This is a genomic window from Blautia sp. MSK.18.38, from assembly GCF_024460535.1.
GTDB lineage: Bacteria > Bacillota > Clostridia > Lachnospirales > Lachnospiraceae > Blautia_A > Blautia_A fusiformis.
In genome coordinates this window covers 23278-40165 of the sequence record NZ_JANFYP010000025.1, presented here as the reverse complement: position 1 = coordinate 40165, position 16888 = coordinate 23278, and the positions used below count along the sequence as shown (strand labels likewise).

General features: G+C 32.0%; 19 protein-coding genes. 1 reads left to right on the top strand and 18 read right to left on the bottom strand.

Going from position 1 to position 16888, the window contains the following annotated elements; genetic code table 11:
* Positions 1–7 precede the first annotated feature (7 nt).
* From NE638_RS14320 to NE638_RS14305, 4 genes are all read right to left on the bottom strand, one after another.
* Positions 8–361: a helix-turn-helix domain-containing protein gene (locus tag NE638_RS14320; protein WP_055052955.1), complete on the bottom strand. Its 354-nt coding sequence runs from the start codon at positions 359–361 to the stop codon at positions 8–10.
* A 518-nt stretch (positions 362–879) separates the two neighbouring features.
* Positions 880–1116, bottom strand: a complete 237-nt coding sequence (locus tag NE638_RS14315) for a hypothetical protein (RefSeq protein WP_004612933.1) — start codon at positions 1114–1116, stop codon at positions 880–882.
* A 185-nt stretch (positions 1117–1301) separates the two neighbouring features.
* Positions 1302–1904 (bottom strand): transcriptional repressor LexA, encoded by a 603-nt coding sequence (gene lexA, locus NE638_RS14310; RefSeq protein ID WP_055052956.1) that lies wholly within the window; start codon positions 1902–1904, stop codon positions 1302–1304.
* 111 nt (positions 1905–2015) lie between these two features.
* The gene (locus NE638_RS14305; protein WP_044987291.1) at positions 2016–2258 is read right to left on the bottom strand and encodes a helix-turn-helix domain-containing protein; all 243 of its coding nucleotides are present in this window, start codon (positions 2256–2258) and stop codon (positions 2016–2018) included.
* A 149-nt stretch (positions 2259–2407) separates the two neighbouring features.
* Here NE638_RS14305 and NE638_RS14300 point away from each other — a divergent pair, with 149 nt between their 5' ends.
* Positions 2408–2764 (top strand): hypothetical protein, encoded by a 357-nt coding sequence (locus tag NE638_RS14300; protein ID WP_055052957.1) that lies wholly within the window; start codon positions 2408–2410, stop codon positions 2762–2764.
* A gap of 45 nt (positions 2765–2809) precedes the next feature.
* Here the strand turns inward: NE638_RS14300 and NE638_RS14295 are convergent, their stop codons facing one another.
* The 14 genes from NE638_RS14295 to NE638_RS14230 all read right to left on the bottom strand — a co-directional run bounded on the left by NE638_RS14295 (position 2810) and on the right by NE638_RS14230 (position 16885).
* Complete coding sequence (locus NE638_RS14295) at positions 2810–3553, bottom strand: hypothetical protein (RefSeq protein ID WP_217798545.1); 744 nt, start codon at positions 3551–3553, stop codon at positions 2810–2812.
* Between the two features lie 152 nt (positions 3554–3705).
* A complete protein-coding gene (locus NE638_RS14290; protein ID WP_055052958.1) occupies positions 3706–4608 on the bottom strand; it encodes a sugar phosphate nucleotidyltransferase in 903 nt (300 codons plus the stop codon).
* Positions 4609–4750: 142 nt separating this feature from the next.
* Positions 4751–4945, bottom strand: a complete 195-nt coding sequence (locus tag NE638_RS14285) for a 4Fe-4S binding protein (RefSeq protein ID WP_081016994.1) — start codon at positions 4943–4945, stop codon at positions 4751–4753.
* A gap of 77 nt (positions 4946–5022) precedes the next feature.
* A complete protein-coding gene (locus tag NE638_RS14280) occupies positions 5023–6015 on the bottom strand; it encodes a Coenzyme F420 hydrogenase/dehydrogenase, beta subunit C-terminal domain (protein ID WP_256137227.1) in 993 nt (330 codons plus the stop codon).
* Positions 6016–6043: 28 nt separating this feature from the next.
* Positions 6044–7108: an acyltransferase family protein gene (locus NE638_RS14275; RefSeq protein ID WP_173746468.1), complete on the bottom strand. Its 1065-nt coding sequence runs from the start codon at positions 7106–7108 to the stop codon at positions 6044–6046.
* Positions 7109–7165: 57 nt separating this feature from the next.
* Positions 7166–8686, bottom strand: coding sequence for a lipopolysaccharide biosynthesis protein (locus NE638_RS14270; protein WP_055052961.1), 1521 nt, complete (start codon positions 8684–8686; stop codon positions 7166–7168).
* 16 nt (positions 8687–8702) lie between these two features.
* Complete coding sequence (locus tag NE638_RS14265; RefSeq protein ID WP_055052962.1) at positions 8703–9839, bottom strand: polysaccharide pyruvyl transferase family protein; 1137 nt, start codon at positions 9837–9839, stop codon at positions 8703–8705.
* A 25-nt stretch (positions 9840–9864) separates the two neighbouring features.
* Positions 9865–10845 carry a glycosyltransferase family 2 protein gene (locus NE638_RS14260; protein ID WP_173746466.1) on the bottom strand — a complete coding sequence of 327 codons (981 nt, stop codon included), beginning with the start codon at positions 10843–10845 and terminating at the stop codon, positions 9865–9867.
* 35 nt (positions 10846–10880) lie between these two features.
* Positions 10881–12011: an EpsG family protein gene (locus NE638_RS14255; protein ID WP_055052964.1), complete on the bottom strand. Its 1131-nt coding sequence runs from the start codon at positions 12009–12011 to the stop codon at positions 10881–10883.
* A complete protein-coding gene (locus tag NE638_RS14250) occupies positions 12008–13126 on the bottom strand; it encodes a glycosyltransferase (protein WP_055052965.1) in 1119 nt (372 codons plus the stop codon). The genes NE638_RS14255 and NE638_RS14250 overlap by 4 nt, the downstream gene beginning before the upstream one ends.
* 36 nt (positions 13127–13162) lie before the next feature.
* Positions 13163–13639: an SDR family NAD(P)-dependent oxidoreductase gene (locus NE638_RS14245; RefSeq protein ID WP_256137229.1), complete on the bottom strand. Its 477-nt coding sequence runs from the start codon at positions 13637–13639 to the stop codon at positions 13163–13165.
* The gene (locus NE638_RS14240; RefSeq protein ID WP_173706478.1) at positions 13635–14012 is read right to left on the bottom strand and encodes an SDR family NAD(P)-dependent oxidoreductase; all 378 of its coding nucleotides are present in this window, start codon (positions 14010–14012) and stop codon (positions 13635–13637) included. Before NE638_RS14240 ends, NE638_RS14245 begins: the two co-directional genes overlap by 5 nt.
* A 15-nt stretch (positions 14013–14027) precedes the next feature.
* On the bottom strand, positions 14028–15782 hold the full coding sequence (gene menD / locus NE638_RS14235; protein WP_173746464.1) for a 2-succinyl-5-enolpyruvyl-6-hydroxy-3-cyclohexene-1-carboxylic-acid synthase: 1755 nt from the start codon (positions 15780–15782) through the stop codon (positions 14028–14030).
* Positions 15783–15793: 11 nt separating this feature from the next.
* Complete coding sequence (locus NE638_RS14230; RefSeq protein WP_055052968.1) at positions 15794–16885, bottom strand: polysaccharide pyruvyl transferase family protein; 1092 nt, start codon at positions 16883–16885, stop codon at positions 15794–15796.
* Between the last annotated feature and the right edge of the window lie 3 nt (positions 16886–16888).

Genomic DNA, 16888 nt, shown 5'->3' with positions numbered 1-16888 from the left:
TAAATTTTTAAAGACCTGCCAGATTATCAAGCATGGATTCCACCATTGATAATGCAAACTTTTTTTTATTCTTATCTAATCTTTGTATCTGGAAGAACAAAGACACTATTTTACTATCGGGTTCTGGTACTTCTAAATCTTTAAGTAATTCATATGGACTTGCTTTTAAAGCATTTACAGTTTTTGCAAAGGTATGTACATCCATCGTATTCTCTGCATTTTCATACCGGGATACTGCATTAGAGCTTTTTCCAATCTTTAGTCCAAGCTCTTCCTGCGAAAAACCACTTTCTCTACGTTTCTCACTTAGAGAATTGCCAAACGCAATTCTTGCATCCATGTTTTTTTCTTTCGTAGACATGCAGTACCCCCTTTCTTTTATATTTTGGGAAATAAAAAAGCCTGAAATAAACAGTAATCTCCTTACATACTAAAAATGTGCATAGTAAGACTCAAGTTCCAACTATGTAAAATCATCCTCAAGTATGTATATTGTACTGTTTATTCCAGGCTAAATATTTGTAGTCTTATAGAAATAAACTTTTCTTTATGTAAATTATTTATTTTTCTTAACATACTGAGTTTATCACAAGAAATTATTTCTGTCCACTTTAATTATCCATTTTCTGGTATAAAAACGCAAAAACCCGACAAAACACTATGCTTAATCGCTATGTTGATAATATATAGGTATACTATCCCCATAAACTTCTTGCATATGTTTTGCCGGGTTCCTGATGTTTCTGTGCCATCTCCAACACGTTCAGCAAACTCTTGAATATCCGTGCTGTATGTGAAGATTCCTGCCGTCTAATATTACAGATTCACAGATATTCTCATTCCTGCATATTAAATTGTATCACTATACTTTACTTCTTCTCATTCTTCCGTATCCCGGAGAACTCCTACCAGATGTGACATATACATCTCTAAGCGATCAACTTCTTCCTTCGACCGCTTCTTATTCATATCAATACCAACAACTACACCCAAATCTGCAAATGCTGTCAGCTCTCTATGACATCTCTGGCAACGCACCTCTGAATAGGTAAAAAGGCTTTTCTGGTTCACTTTGCCGCATACCGGGCATGTAACAAATAATGGTTCTTTGCTCATCAATAATCCTCCAAGTAATATCTACACAAACTATCACTCAAACGGATAAGGGAAATGAAAACCGTTGATGAGTTAATAGCAGGCGATTCCGTAGCACCGAAGCCATGCCACCTGCTATATAATCTTCCCCTGGGATTGGCTCTGACAATCTCATCGCAACCTACACCTGCTACTGTCCATATCATCTACTCCAATGACTTGATCACATGAACAGCAACACCCTGAACAGTACAATTCTGTGTATAAATATCCGGGTACTTTGGATTCTCCGGATGCAACCGTACACACCTTCTTTCTGTATCAAGGAAAAACCGCTTTAATGTGGATTCATTATCTACAAGTGCTACAACAATGTCTCCATCTGAAGCTGTACTCTGCTTCCGAATCACAATCATATCTCCACTGTTGATACCTGCTCCAATCATAGAATCTCCACTGGCCCGCAAGATAAAGAACTCACCCTCTCCAAACAACGAAACAGGAAGAGAAACATATTCCTCAATGTACTCTTCCTCCAGCTGCGGCATACCACAGGATACCGACCCAAGTACTGCCGCTGGCTTCGTAAGTAGAGATATTTTATTCGTTCTCTCAGTAACAATCTCCCCATTGCGGTAGCTTAACATTCCTCTGTCATTCATAGCAACAAGGTACTTGTATACTGTACTCTTGACTATACCGAGCGCATCTGCGATTTCGCTGGTATAAGGTGAACGATGATTCAGCAACTGAAACTGTTCTGCATAATCCATAATCTGCTTCATCAATTCTTCGCTTTTATGCCGCATCTTTTCACCTTACCTTTCTATCGGAAACGTTGCGTTTCTGATAGAAGTAATTATACCGAACAAATTTTCGTAAGTCAATACGTTTTTTAATTTTCCCGAACATATTTTTGTTCATTCATCCTCAAATTCCATTTCGTTCATCTCTGGAAAATCCAGCAACTCAGAAACGGTCATATTAAATCCCATAGCAATTTTACGCAAAGTCTTCAGCTTTGGATTCTTTGTTTCTCCTCTCATCATACTATTAAGCGTTGATTGCGTAATCCCTGACAATGTAGCAAGTTTATTTGTCGTTATCCCTCTCTCAACACACAGATCAGTCAATCTCTTTATTATGGCATCTGAATACGTCATGCAAATTCTCCTTAAATCACAATATATATTCAGTATAAATGATTTCTCCTTCGTTTATTAACGGTGTGCCGTTGACATTTCCGCAAACTGATGATAAATTAACGTTATACCGTTATTTACTTGTACAACTTTAAGGAGGAATTTATCTAATGAGCAAAAAAGAACAGAAACTAAAAAAGAATCTCTATAAAACATTCACAGAATATTTCATTCATAATCCTAAAAACAGTCTGACATCATCAGAAAGTATTCTGGATCAGCTTGCCTCTTTTCGCATGGAAACAGGATTACCTGCCGCACTCAGACAAGATAAAAAATATCAAAAAACTCAGAAAAAATGTAATAAAGCCAATGAAAAAATACGGGATCTTAATCTAACTCCTCAACAATGGGACACTGTTGATGCCGCTATCACTGCTGAAAACATTTCATCTATAGAATATATACGGATTGCCTATAAGCAAGGAATCATTGATGCATTTTCTATCTTACGAGAAACTCTTTAATATATTCATGTTAATCTAATCACTCGTAAGCAATGAAGCAGGGATTTATCTCTGCTTTCCCATTTTCTTCTCTATTGCTTCCGGAACTCTGATCAAGCCAAATCGCCATAATATCGGATAAATATATGAAACTCCTCTAATATCTCCAAGTGCCTTCGGTTTCTTCACTTCTTCTGAAACCCTCTTACTATTTTCAAATGCCAGCACCACACTACTCCAGGCAAGGCTCTTACTTTTCTCTCTTCGGTCTATCAGCAACTCTCTGTTATACTCTCCGTTTTTACCAACCTTTAATTTATACCAGAATGGTAATCCTGTTGCCGTTTTAAATGGATAATCCTGAAATGCAATAACAGCCTGCCACAGATTTTCTTCTGATGGCATTTCCCGTAAAAGCCGAACCTGCTCTTGTCGAATCTTATATGTCCGGCATCGCTCCGCATTTAGACTTATCTCTGCTGCGTTATACAGTCCCTTAGTGTAGGGCAGATAGGAATGAACCGATGCTCTGGAAAGACCCGTGAGTTTCATAATCTCTGGAATCTTTTTTCCTGACTGGTGCAGATCATTGATTTCTGTACATATATCTGATGTGAATACATCTGCAGTAATAAGTAGCTTGCGGAGTTTAAGCAGACTAATATTTAACTCATCTGCCAGTGATCTTAAAGAATCTGCTTCTTCATAGGCATCCCTTAACTCTTGAAGAAAATTATTAAATTGAAGTTCTGGATTATATTCTGGTTTCTTTTTTAATCTTCCAGGCATACCGTTTCCTTTCATTTTCATGTTAATCTAATCACATGTGTTTAAAACAGAGGAATTACCATCCGCAGGCACTGGCCTATGTTAGCAGATTCCTCTGTTCTGATTTTTATGTAATATCTACATCCTATAATTATTTATCAAATTCGATATTTTGAAAAGTTATCAAGCTTTTCTTACAGATCTGCAAACAAATCTTCTTTGTACATACCATCTTCTAACATTTTTCTAAAGCTATTTTTTACAGCTTTAACATCCTCTTTATAAGTCATACCGTACCAAGTATCATTGCTTCGCAAAACTTTTACAGATATTCTATCTTGTTCAAGTAATTCACCAATAAATGTTGGTATCAGATATTCAGACTTTAATGGATTCTCTGAAACTTCCGTTTCAAAAAATTCTTTAAAACCAGCCTCTAGTACTTCTAAGAAATCTGGAGTTAACCCCCACATATTCATAGATACTAATGAGTCTATGTCGATAATGACACCGTCTGCTTCTGCTCCATTTTCTGTTTTAACAATATTTTTTGTTTCATCAACTTTTGTCAGATTATTAGAATCATCCATCTTACAAATGCCACGAGTTACTCCACCATTATCTGATAATGTATTCTTCAACACAAAACCTGCCATACAAGACTTTCCACCATTTACTAAGTACTCATGAACTGCTTTGAATCCTTCCTTACCATAGTAATCATCAGCATTAATTACAATAAATGGAGTATGTAATACATTCTTTGCTGCAAGAACCGCCTGACCAGTTCCCCAAGGCTTTGTTCTTCCTTCTGGTAATGATCCCGGAATGTCATTAATATCCTGAAAAGCATAATCTACAGTCACACCATGTTTTTCACATATTCCTGAGATTCGCTCACCAATGACTTCTTTAAACTCTTCCTCAATATCTCTACGGATAATAAATACTACATGGTTAAAACCTGCTTCAATCGCATCATGGATTGAATAATCCATAATAATATGATTATTATTATCAACTGGTTCTAACTGTTTAATTCCTCCACCAAATCGTGAACCGATACCGGCCGCCATGATCAATAATGTTGTTTTCATTTTTTACTTTTACCCCTTTTATAATTATTTGTTTATATAAACATCATATTTTTCAAATCATCTAAATCAATATACTGAAAAATATGTGGACTTCCACTTAATTGTTCTGCATAATAAATAATTGATTTCTTCACAATCTTTTTTAATTAGATTTAAATGGACAAACTTTTATACACTGATAGCAACGAATGCACTTGCTGTCCTCTATTTGCGGATATTCAAAGCCTTCATCATCCGCTACCATCAATATAGCTTCTTTCGGACAAACTGCATAACAGGCCGAACATCCACAACATTCTTCTTTTCTTTTATATAACACAGGTATTTCTTTTTCCACTTTTAACCACCAACTTTTGCTCTTATATTATAGTTTATTCAAAATCGAAGATAAACAAAACGCCATAATTATAGATATTATACCCCCCCCCGATTTCGAATAATTGGAGCAATTATATGTTTTATTTTTCTCTTTAGTTCAATCTTCTTTGCCTCACTAGTAGGTACGGCATATTTTGAAGCAAGTTCATTAAAATTTAAATTCGCCATATCTCCAAAAAAAGTATCTCTTTGACTAGGACGACTAGGCGAACTATATTCTGCAGGGTTGCCTCTCACCCCATCTTCATATGAAACCTCTTTCCATTTCATCTTGTCACGAATTAAATTAAATACCTGCTTTCCATGCTCGGATCGAATCAATACTAACGATGTTCCTTTTCCATCATTCATTTCTGTAGCAACTCTATGAATTCCCCAAAAGTCTGCAATAGTAATATCAGATTTTTTTACCTTCTTAGCAATACACTCATAGCAAGAAGGTCGGAGACAATAATCCCTAAGAAACATTAACATATAGGGATCAATATCCTTAGAAATAAACTTCTTTTTCAGTTTTTTCCCTTGTATTATCTCTTTCATGCCAAAGTTTGTCCAAGATTCATCTTTACACCGAAAATTAACATATTCTAATTTCCCTTTATTCTTTTTTTCCTGATAATATACATATTTTCTCCATAATTCCGGAGATGGAACTCCATGGCAAATTACGTCTACACATATAAGATTGTTATAATCTTTCTGAAGAAAATTCTTTAATCCATTAATTTGGCATCCAGTTCCAGTAAATAATACTGTTTTTCCATCTAATAAATCTTTTTTTACATTTTTATATGTATCACCTATCTTCGCTTGAAGATATTTTGATCCCCTGAGTTTCTTTAATCCTTCTTCATCTGTCACAGAAATAAAAACTGCCGAACAGCAATCATCTGCCATCGCAACACCATACACAACACCATTTACTGAAAAAATGTATGAAGACAACGCAGAAAATACTGCACCAGATGAACTATTCATACGCTTATTATCATCCCTTAGGTAACAGGCATATGCTTTTACTGGTTCCACTTTATTTTCTCTCCTTCCATTACAATTTTTAATATAATCCTGATAAGAAATTTTTTCCGTCCTTCCAATTCATTATAAAATGAGAATATAAAATTACACTAATTGTACACAAAACAAATTCAAACGTATAATTTGTTTCCAAAGATATTCCAATTATTTTAAACAAAAATTGAAAAGCATAAACCAATGTAAAATGAGTAAAATATATAATCGCACTCATTTTTCGCATATAAAGGCTTGACTCTACCTTTAAATTAAGTTTCGTATTTAATGTCGTAATAAACACAATTCCAACAATTATCAATTTTAAAAGATGAGAAACTATCAAAAATTTTTTTCCAAAAATCCAATATACACACATATATATCAAATAAATTGCAATTACAATCATCCACTGATAACTCACTTTAAAACAACTATATTTTTCTTTAAATCTCGATTCATTAAGCAATATTCCAATAAAAAAATAAATTCCCCACCACACAAAATTATTCGTTGTTAAAAAAATACTATTATATGTTCCAACAACTAAATCAACCAATGGTAATTTAATAAATTTTAAAATATCTGGAATAAAAAAACACACTAGCAAACCAACAGCAATTCCTACAATTTTTTTAGATCTGTGTTTATCGCAATAATACAAGATTATGAGCATAATCAAGAGAGCTTGAACATACCATAATCCCCCCCCCCCAGGGCTACTTACAATCCAATTATGTATACCTGATTTTAACGCCTCAATAACATTTTTGTGGTTTCTTACTATTTCATTTACCAAAACAATAAGAAAGTACCAACATCCCCATATTAAATACGGTTTTAAAAGTCTCTGTGCATAATTTTTTATAATCAATCTATAATCACTTTTTTGTAAATCTTTCCTATATATTTTACGTCCCAGAAAATATCCGCTACATACGAAAAAATATGGTACCGCAAAAGAAGTAATACAATATGTGAATGCGAAATAAGCTGATTCACCGTGATCCTTAAATGCCATTGTATGAATTGCGACTACACAAATTGCAAATATACATTTAAATAAATCAACAGCCGAAACTGTATTAGATTTCACTTTCAGTTCTGCCATAATAAACTCCTCTCCAGTTTAGCTTATCTACTAAACTTATTTCTGTTCACTCTTACATTATTTTTTAAGTTTTTTCAAAAGCATGACTGCCTGCTGAAATTCATCGCAATTATGATAAACCATATAATAAATAAAGTTTGGCAAGATACAGCATATAATCGCACGAACTACCAGATTTAATATTATCGGCAATACAATTTGTGAGCAAATATAATATGTAACAACGCAACTAATTGTAATAACCACCACATAGCCTACAATCTTTTTTAAATAAAGTGCCAGACAGTCTCTTTCAAACACATATGTAAACAAATTATGTAAAAGCCAAGGAATTCCAACAATCAAGACCGCAATGACGGTTGATAAAAGTATTCCATAAATACCTATAATTCTAACCAAAATAATATTAAGAATTAAATTGGTCAAAGCTGCTATCAATGGTCTATACCTATCCTCATGCCACATTCCTGAAGCATCCTTATATAGGTTAAGAAGACCGTTTAATTGCCGAATAAAAAAATAAATGGAAAAACAAATAACTGCATAAAAAGAAAGCATTAATTCCTTTCCAACCCATAACTCCATAAAAGGTTGGTATAAACACAATAAGCAAACTGTACAGATTCCGGCAATCCAACAAATAATAAACGAGAATTTTTTTAAATCCTTAAAATTTTTTTCCTTCGTTTCAACAACCAAACTATTTCCTATTCCAGCTGTACATGAATTAAAAATTATTGTTATAAAACCGGTAATAGCATTCAATATATAAAAATAGTTCTGATATACTGCTAAAACGGTTAATCCTAGAAATGAAGAAATAACAATCGTGTCTGCTGAATCATATATTACACTTCCGATTTTTGATGTAAACAAATCTTTAATACGTTGATTTATTCGCTTAATTTGTTTCTTATCAACATTCCCTTGTGGCTTATACTCTGGATACATTCTATCCGCTACAATTGCTGTTATAATGTTTGTTAATGCTTGAGTTATAAGCATCACCAAAACATATAAATAGTAATTTTTAAAAACAACTAATATTAATAATTGCAGACCATACTGAACAGTTATTGTAAACAAAGAAACCTTACTTACAATATCTGTTCTTTGGAAAGCCTGAAGAATACTATTTTTATACGCAAACAACCAGTATGACAAAACTGTTGCTCCTAAATTAAGTAAATATAATACGTAAATATTAATTCCATTAGGAACTTCCCCTGAAATTAGTCTAGGTATAAACGGTGTAAGAAATCCACCAACCAACGCAATAACAAGACCAATCACTCTATAATATGTTCTGTACAACTTCATTAACGCACATATCATGGTCTTGTTATCATCCGCTATGGGCTTATACATACTATAGATCATAGCACTACCAACACCTAATTCTGCAAGATTTAAAACTTGCAAAATTGATGTAAATAAGCTATTTAACCCCAAATATTGAACACCCATAAGGTAAATCATAGCCGTACGCATCAAAAAAGGGCCAATTACCTGGTATAATTTTAGCAATGTTCCAAATACAATATTTCTGGATGCATTTTTCGTTCTTTCAATTTTCATTCCGTCACCACCAACTTTATTTACCACTACTATCTGATATATTTTCCAGATACTTTATAGATTCTTTTCTTTTTTCATTTAAAATTGTGTGTCCAATTTGATAGTCTGCCTCAAATAAATCATTTTCCATTCCACTAGATGCATATTTTCGTTCTATAGAAAAAGTCTTCAACAGATTTTCAATTCTTGACATCATATCTGCTGTATTGTCTTGTCTATCAAACACAATAAATGGCTTTTCAAAAATAAAAGAAAATACACATGCATGGAATGAATCTGTTAAAATTAATTTTGCATGAGAAATCATGTAAATAAACTCAGACGGACCAAGTGCATATAAATCTTTTTCATTTTGTTTTGCAAGGTTGTAAATTTTCATTTCCCCTTTTATAGAAAAAGCCTTTTCTATATAGTCCTTCGCATTTTCTGGCATTTCCCCTAAAAAATATGTTAGTATATATGGACTATCTGTCTGAATATTAAGCATCTTTTTTTGAATACATTCCCACTGACACTTATCAAGCAACAGAGTTGGATCAAGAACAACTTGTGCTTCTCTATTACACAAATTTTTTATAATGGATGCTCCAGCATCTTCTCTAACTGAAATACGCTTAAATTCCAAAAGAGCTTTTGTATAATCACTTATTTGGTTTTCAGGAATCATTGATACCCCAAAACTTGCAGCATATGAAACCCTTTTATCTTTTTTGGCAAACCGCAAAAAGAACCCATCAAAAGTAGTTTTATTCACAGCCCAATATGGATTCCATACCTGATCGCTGCCTACTATAAAAAGATCATATTCCGAATCCAGATTTCTAAAATTATTTTTCTCGATCCAACGAGTATCCGTATGAATTTTTTCTGATCTGAATTGCAAAAAATTATCATTTCTTTTTTTCTGGTACTTTTCAACTTTAGCACATTGTATGCCTTTTTTACTAATGCGAACATCAATACCATATTTACAATATAATTTACGCCTAATTTTTCCATATAAGCAAAATGGTTCTTTAGAATAATATAAGGCAATAGTAGAAACCTCATGTCCCATATCAGAAAGCACCTGCGAGAGTGCATAATTTTGTAGCGTTCCTCCATAATTATCAAATTTAGTTGCATAAATTAATGTTACAATTCCAATCTTCATAATTCCTCTCATTCTATATTTAAGCTTATATAAATATTTTAAGCATGACCGCAAGTAATAAATACCACCTATTTTTAATAAATAATAATAGTAATTTCTGTTTAAAAGATAATGATTTATTAGGTAATTTATTCAGAATTTCTTTTATTTTTTTATTTTCTATATATCTGCAAATATTTTCATAGTTTTTTACAACTCCAAATTTATGACTGTCTTGAATCAAATATCCTATTATTTTATTGTAATATGTCAAATTTAAGACCTGCATTAACTCATCACTAATTTCAACCTGCAGATTTCTTAATGTATTTATTCTTGCCTCATAGGTTTTAATTTCATCACCAAGTGCTTCTAATCCTGCTTTCCGCATCGCACCTTCTTCATTAATTATATATGCCTGCAAAGGCAGATTACATATCTTCAAGCTAGAGGATTCTTGCAAATATTCCAATACAAACTTGGCATCTTCTCCAATTTTCATTTGAGAATCAAATCTTATTTTATTATTCTTTATAATTTCACTTTTGAAGAGCTTCCCCCAACAATTATTTAAACATTGATTTTCTATTGTCAATTTGATTAACGCCTCTGTATAGGAAAGTCCTAGTATATTCGGATAAATATAATTCTCCTTAATCTGTCCGTTAACAACATTCTTATGAGTAAATATAATTAAATCGTCATTAAATGCCATATTTTTTTTCAATATATCACCGGCATCTGAAAGTAAGTAGTCATCAGCATCAAGAAACAATATTTTATCTCCACTAGACAAATTCAAGGCAATATTTCTCGCATTGGAAACACCACCATTGGTAATATGTTTAATAATAAATTGGGGAATATTTTCTGTATATTTTTTCAATTTCAACCAAGTATTATCTGTGCTTCCATCATCAATAACGATACACTCATAGTCAATTTCATTAATTGTTTTAATAGACTCCACGCATCTACCAATATCGTTCTCTGCATTGTATACTGGAATTATAATACTTAATTTCATCATTTTCTCCTCAACATCAAAATATAACTTCTCAATTAATTCCAAAAGAAATAATATGGAACTGTTGCATTGTAACCTCGTAAAACAAACGCCTGATACCAAAAATAACCCACAACAGCCAAGATTACTATTCTATATATTTTTTTAGACTGTTTTGTAAAACAATTGTCTATATTTGCCAACAACAAAGCCATGTACGGGTAAAAATTATATCCAACTCTGGATACATATGTGTTAAATGTTGTTCCAAATTTAGAGAGTAAAATACAGCCAACACACATTATTAAAAATGTAGGCTCTACTTTTCTATTCTTCAAGCATTTAAATGTGAATACACCCAATATAATATAAATCAAATATTGTAAAACAGTATAAATATCTATTGCAGATGATGTTGAGTATCTTCCGTTTGCAAGATAACTTAAATAATTTTGTCGAATTATACCTCTTGCAACTAATAATTGTATTAATGAGGAACCAAAATATAATATTACAAATACTAAACTACAAAACAAAATTCCTTGCATGATTTTAACAACAGGTTGCTTATTTCTTCCAGCTCTGAGTAATAAATACATAGGTAGAATCAACACCGTTATCAAAGCTGATGAATGAAAAACAACAGCAATTATTGTAAACAAAATATACTGTTTAATTTTACCATCCGCCAAATATGTCCATGCCAAAAAAGCTATTGGAACTGCTATACACTGTCTCATTAAATTTAATGATATATTATACAAAAATAAGTTTATTAACAGCATTGCAAACCAAACAGGTGTATTAAATAATTTTTTACATCGTTTAAACGCTATATAAAAGAATACTTGTACCAAAATGGCATATACAAAAAAACCAATATGATAATCCTTAAAAAAGCGAGATAATATGTACGTCAAAAAATAGAATCCAAAATCGGAAAACATTGAATCCACTTTTGAAATAACATACGTAATAAAGCTGCTAGACGAAACGGCTTGGGTATAAAATGCTTTTCCATATACCAAAACGTCAGTTCCAACACTATCTGCACGACAAGCTGCTATTATAGATGGTATCAAAAGACCAATCACGATTAAAAATCTATTTAATTTTTTATCTTTTATCTTCTCCCCTGCATACAAAAAAACTGTCGAAGATAAAAATACTGATATATATATACTCAACTTCTTGGCTCCTTAAGATAAAAATCTTCCATATTTTTACTAGCACTAATAATATCGTATCCCGCTTGTTCTATTTTTTTAAAATAACTTTTTCTCAGATCCATTGTTAAAGGCTTATAACTACATATTTTATCTGCCCAAATCTCAACCGCATCTTCACTTATTGGTAAAAATTCAACTACATCGGTAACTGCCAACTCTGTTGTTACTCTATCTGAAACTATAGCTGTCAAACCATTGGCCTGCGTTTCAATTAAAACTACCGGAAGCCCTTCATATAAAGACGGAAGCAAAAAGCAATCGCAAGCATTCAAAATATCTGCTACATCATTTCTAACTCCAAGAAATCGAACTGAATTTTCTAATCCCATATCTTTTGCTAGATTTTTTATACTAGTCTCTTCCATTCCTCGACCAATAACCAATAATACTGTATCATTTCTTTTTTCTATAACCTTTTTATACGTTTTAAAAAGAAATGGATAATTTTTCTGACTAGATAAACGTCCGACAATCACTAATACCAGTTTATCTTCTAACGCCAGTTTCTTTCTAAGTTGATTTCTTTTCTCCTCATTAAACTTAAATAAATTTGTATCAACCGCATTTTTCATAATAAAAACTTCATTATTCTCAACGGCCTTTTTTCCCCACATATCAATTGCTGCATCTTGACCACATGCTAATTTATCTGTAACATAATGGCGTGCAATCATCATTCTAAAGAAACTAGCAAATTTTGATTTTTTACTTGTAACTTCATTTGCAATATGTGAATGCATACATCTTCTGGCTACATTATATTTTTTAGCGATACGCATAATCACATATCCCATTACTCCCATATGTGTATGAACAATATCATAGTTTCCCTGTTCTATAATATCTTCCATTTTTTTTATACACTCTTTGGGATTGGATTTATATGGCGGTAATTTATATATATTACATCCCATTTCTCTCAACGGTTTTTCATAAATTCCTTCATCATAATAACTATATATTATGAAATCAAAATGAATCTTATCATGTTCCATTTGCGAATAATACTCATATAAAAGTTTCGCAATTCCGCCTCCATCTAGCGATGGAAGTTCTTGTAAAACTCTTTTCATAATTCATATTTCCTCCATCAATCTTATCTCCACTAATTACGACCAATCATCAAAAGTTAACAAGCCACATCCACCTGTAACATAAACTGTGTCTCCATTAATCATTCGTCCAAGATCACTTACAAGAACAACTGATAGATTGGAAACTTCTTCTGGGGTTGTATATCGTCCAGAAGGTGACGCTGGACGACTGATACTTTGCTCATCATTTCCCATAAGCATTGACGTAGCTGTAGGCCCCGGTGCAATTGCATTTACTACAATCCCATCTGCACTCAAATGTTTAGCAAGTCCCAATGTCATTCCTCGTATACCCCATTTTGCAAGACCATATGAATTATTGGCAGGACGAATGGACGATGATGATGAAACATTCAAAATATTTCCCTGAATTTTATTTTCTTTCATATATTCAGCAAATAATTCACTTAAGAAATATGGGCCTTTTAAATCCGTATCAATAACCATATCAAAATCTGATTCTAATGTATTACCAAAAAAAGTTTTATTAATAACACCTGCATTGTTTACAAGAATATCTATTTTTAACCCCCCCCAACAATGGATTTTGAAAAATATCTTTCATTTTGGTAACATCACAATTATCTAGTACAATCCCTATAACTTTTTGTTCCGCAAATTCTTTTTTTAGCTGATTAACTGCTTTTTCAATCTTACTCTCATTTCTTCCTGTTATTATAATATCCGCCTTATTTCTTAAAAAAGCCTCAGCAATAGCAAAACCAATTCCACTTGTGCCACCAGTAATAAGAGCACATCTGCCTTTTAACAATTCTCCATAAAGTATTGGATTATTAACAGGAATTTTCATAGAAAAAGTATTCTTTAATTTATATTTGATTTTACGAAGAATGTTCTTTATCATTTACTTATCCTCCAGTTACTTGCTAAACATACTTTTCAATTTTTTCGCTGCTTCTTGTCCAATAACACCCTTTATAACTTCTTTTCCTTTCTGCTTTACATCAACAGGTTTACTTAAAGCATAAAAATCATGAAGTACTTTTGCATCATTTGACATTTCTGTGAATACTTCCAATAATATTGGTTGATCACTGTTTTCATCCATAAATTCTTTTCTAGCTTTATCAAAGCTCAATTTATCATGTGCACATAAATATTTGAATCCATTTTCTTTAACCCATCCTTCTGCTTTAGTACAATGACGAGCAGTCGTATGCAAATCACTAGATTTGTTAATCCAAGTATAATTATAATAAAATTCCCCGCCTCCTTCATTGTTAATCAATAATATACGTACATTCTTATTAATGTGTTTAATACGCATTGCGTTCATATCATAAAAATATGCAAGATCTCCAATTATTAAATAACATAAATCTTTTCTCGCACATGCTTGTCCTAGAAAGCTAGACATACAACCATCAATACCAAATATTCCAATATTAGCATATACTTTAACATCTGGTTTTAAACAACAATAATTAGTGATTCTAATTGCATTATTAATTGCCATATGAATCATAGAATTAGAGCCCACATTTTCAACAACTTCTTTTATTGCATACACATTAGAATACTCAAATTCAGGATACTTAATTGATTCTTTATATTCCTTTAGCATAAGATTATATTCATTATCATTTTGAATATCTCCTGCTTTTGTATTAAAATACTCAAAAAACCATTCTGGTGTACACTCAAAAATGGTTGTTAAATTTTTAAATAAATCTACTACTCTACCATCTTCCTGAATAAGCCAATGCTCACATTTTCCTGGAAATCGTCTAAGCATTTCTTTCAGTCCAGCAACAATATTTCCTCCAAATGAAACAACTATCTCTGGCATAATTTCTTCAAATTTTTTATTTGTGATATATTGTGTATCCGTACATAATACCGTATTAATATAATCCGGATCATTTATGTTAGACATATACTCTATTGATACCGCACAATTGAATTTTTTCGAAAATTCTTTTATCTCTGTTTTTAATTTTTCAGATACATTACTATTCTGTCCGCAAACAAGCAGAATTTTTTTACATCTCTTTAATTTTTCTACTCTATCATCCCATTTTTCCTGCTCATAAGCATACTGTAATCTTTCAAATTTCGTAACCTCTGGTAATTCTTTTACAGTAAATGAGACATTATAACTATTCATTGGAATATTAATATGTACTGGGCCTTTTCCATGATGATCTAACTCTAACAAGGCTTCATTCACTAATCTTTGACACCATATAAAGTCATCTTTAGTATCCACAATAGGTAAATTTACAGATTTTTTTACATGTCTATCAAACATTCCTACCTGATCAATCATCTGATCCTCTCGTTGTCCTAACATATGTGGATCTCGGTCGCTTGTTAAAATAACAAGAGGAACATCTTGATAAAAAGCTTCCGCAACAGGTGGCCAATAATTACAAGATGCTGTAGATGCTGTACAAGATATTACCACTGGCTCACCTGTTTCTTGAGCCAATCCTAATGCAAAATACCCAGCACTTCTTTCATCAACAACTGAATAACATTTAAAATATGGATCTTCTTCAACTGAATGAACAAATGGTACATTTCTACTACCAGCAGAAAGCACGCAATGTCGTATTCCATATTTTTTGAGTAATGCAATAATAATTTGATATGATTTTAATTCTGTATACATAATTTATCCCCCTATTTACAACTTTCTTTCAAAAAATCAAGTGTTCGTTTTCTTTCCCTTGAAAGAACTTCGTTTACATATTCATAATTAATTACATCATAACTAAATTCACTTTCTCCCACTGCACGATGCTTTGTTCCTGTCAATTCAAGAATACTACTAATCCTCGTGCTATATTTTCCCGGATAAAAAGCATAAAAGTCCTTATTAAAGTTTAACGAAAAAGCTACGCAATGAAATGAATCTGTGATTACACTTTCTGCATTATAAATTAATGACAAAAACGCTTCTACGCTAGGACTATATTTCATTTTTCCTTGATCCTTAAAATGATTTAAATAATAACTTACACGTATAATTTTACAATTCTTTTCCTTTGCCAATTTTTCTGCAAATTTTTCTAACTTATCATTTGGATTCAATTTATAAATTAAAATATATTTACCATTATTCGCATCTGGAGCAATTAATGGTTTCCAATCCTCTAAACTTAATCCTAACGTAGGATCTAATACCTGCTGAACTGATTCATATCCTAATTTCTTTATTAATTTAACTGCTGAATCTTCTCTAACCGAAATTGCAGAATATTTTAGTACAGCATTTTTAGTCTGCTCTAATTCTTTTTCTGGAATTTCATCCATACCTATGCTTATCGCATACCCAATTCTTTTTTTCCCTGTAGGTGCAAATTCTAAAAAATATGCTGGTAGAAAGCCTCCATTATATTCACTGTTCCAAGTTTGATCACTTCCAGTACAATAAATATCAGCTATTGGAGGATTCATTTTTAACTCGTCAAATGAACTATAACGTTTCGTCATAGAAACCGTTTTTTTCAAAAATTCCTCGCTAAATTTTTTTCTTCGCTTATTTTCTATTTTTTTACTAATTATAAATAATGCTTTTTTAACAGGTTTTTTTTCATATCCTTTTGCAACTACGCCTGCTTTTATTTCTTCTGTTTCACTTGCATTTGGTCTAACATAATCTATTACTTCTGTTTCTAAACCTAACTTTTCAAAGACTTTACAAGTGGCATAAGTTTGCAGTAATGAACCATAATGCCAAATATAATGTAACGTAATTATATCAATCTTCATTGT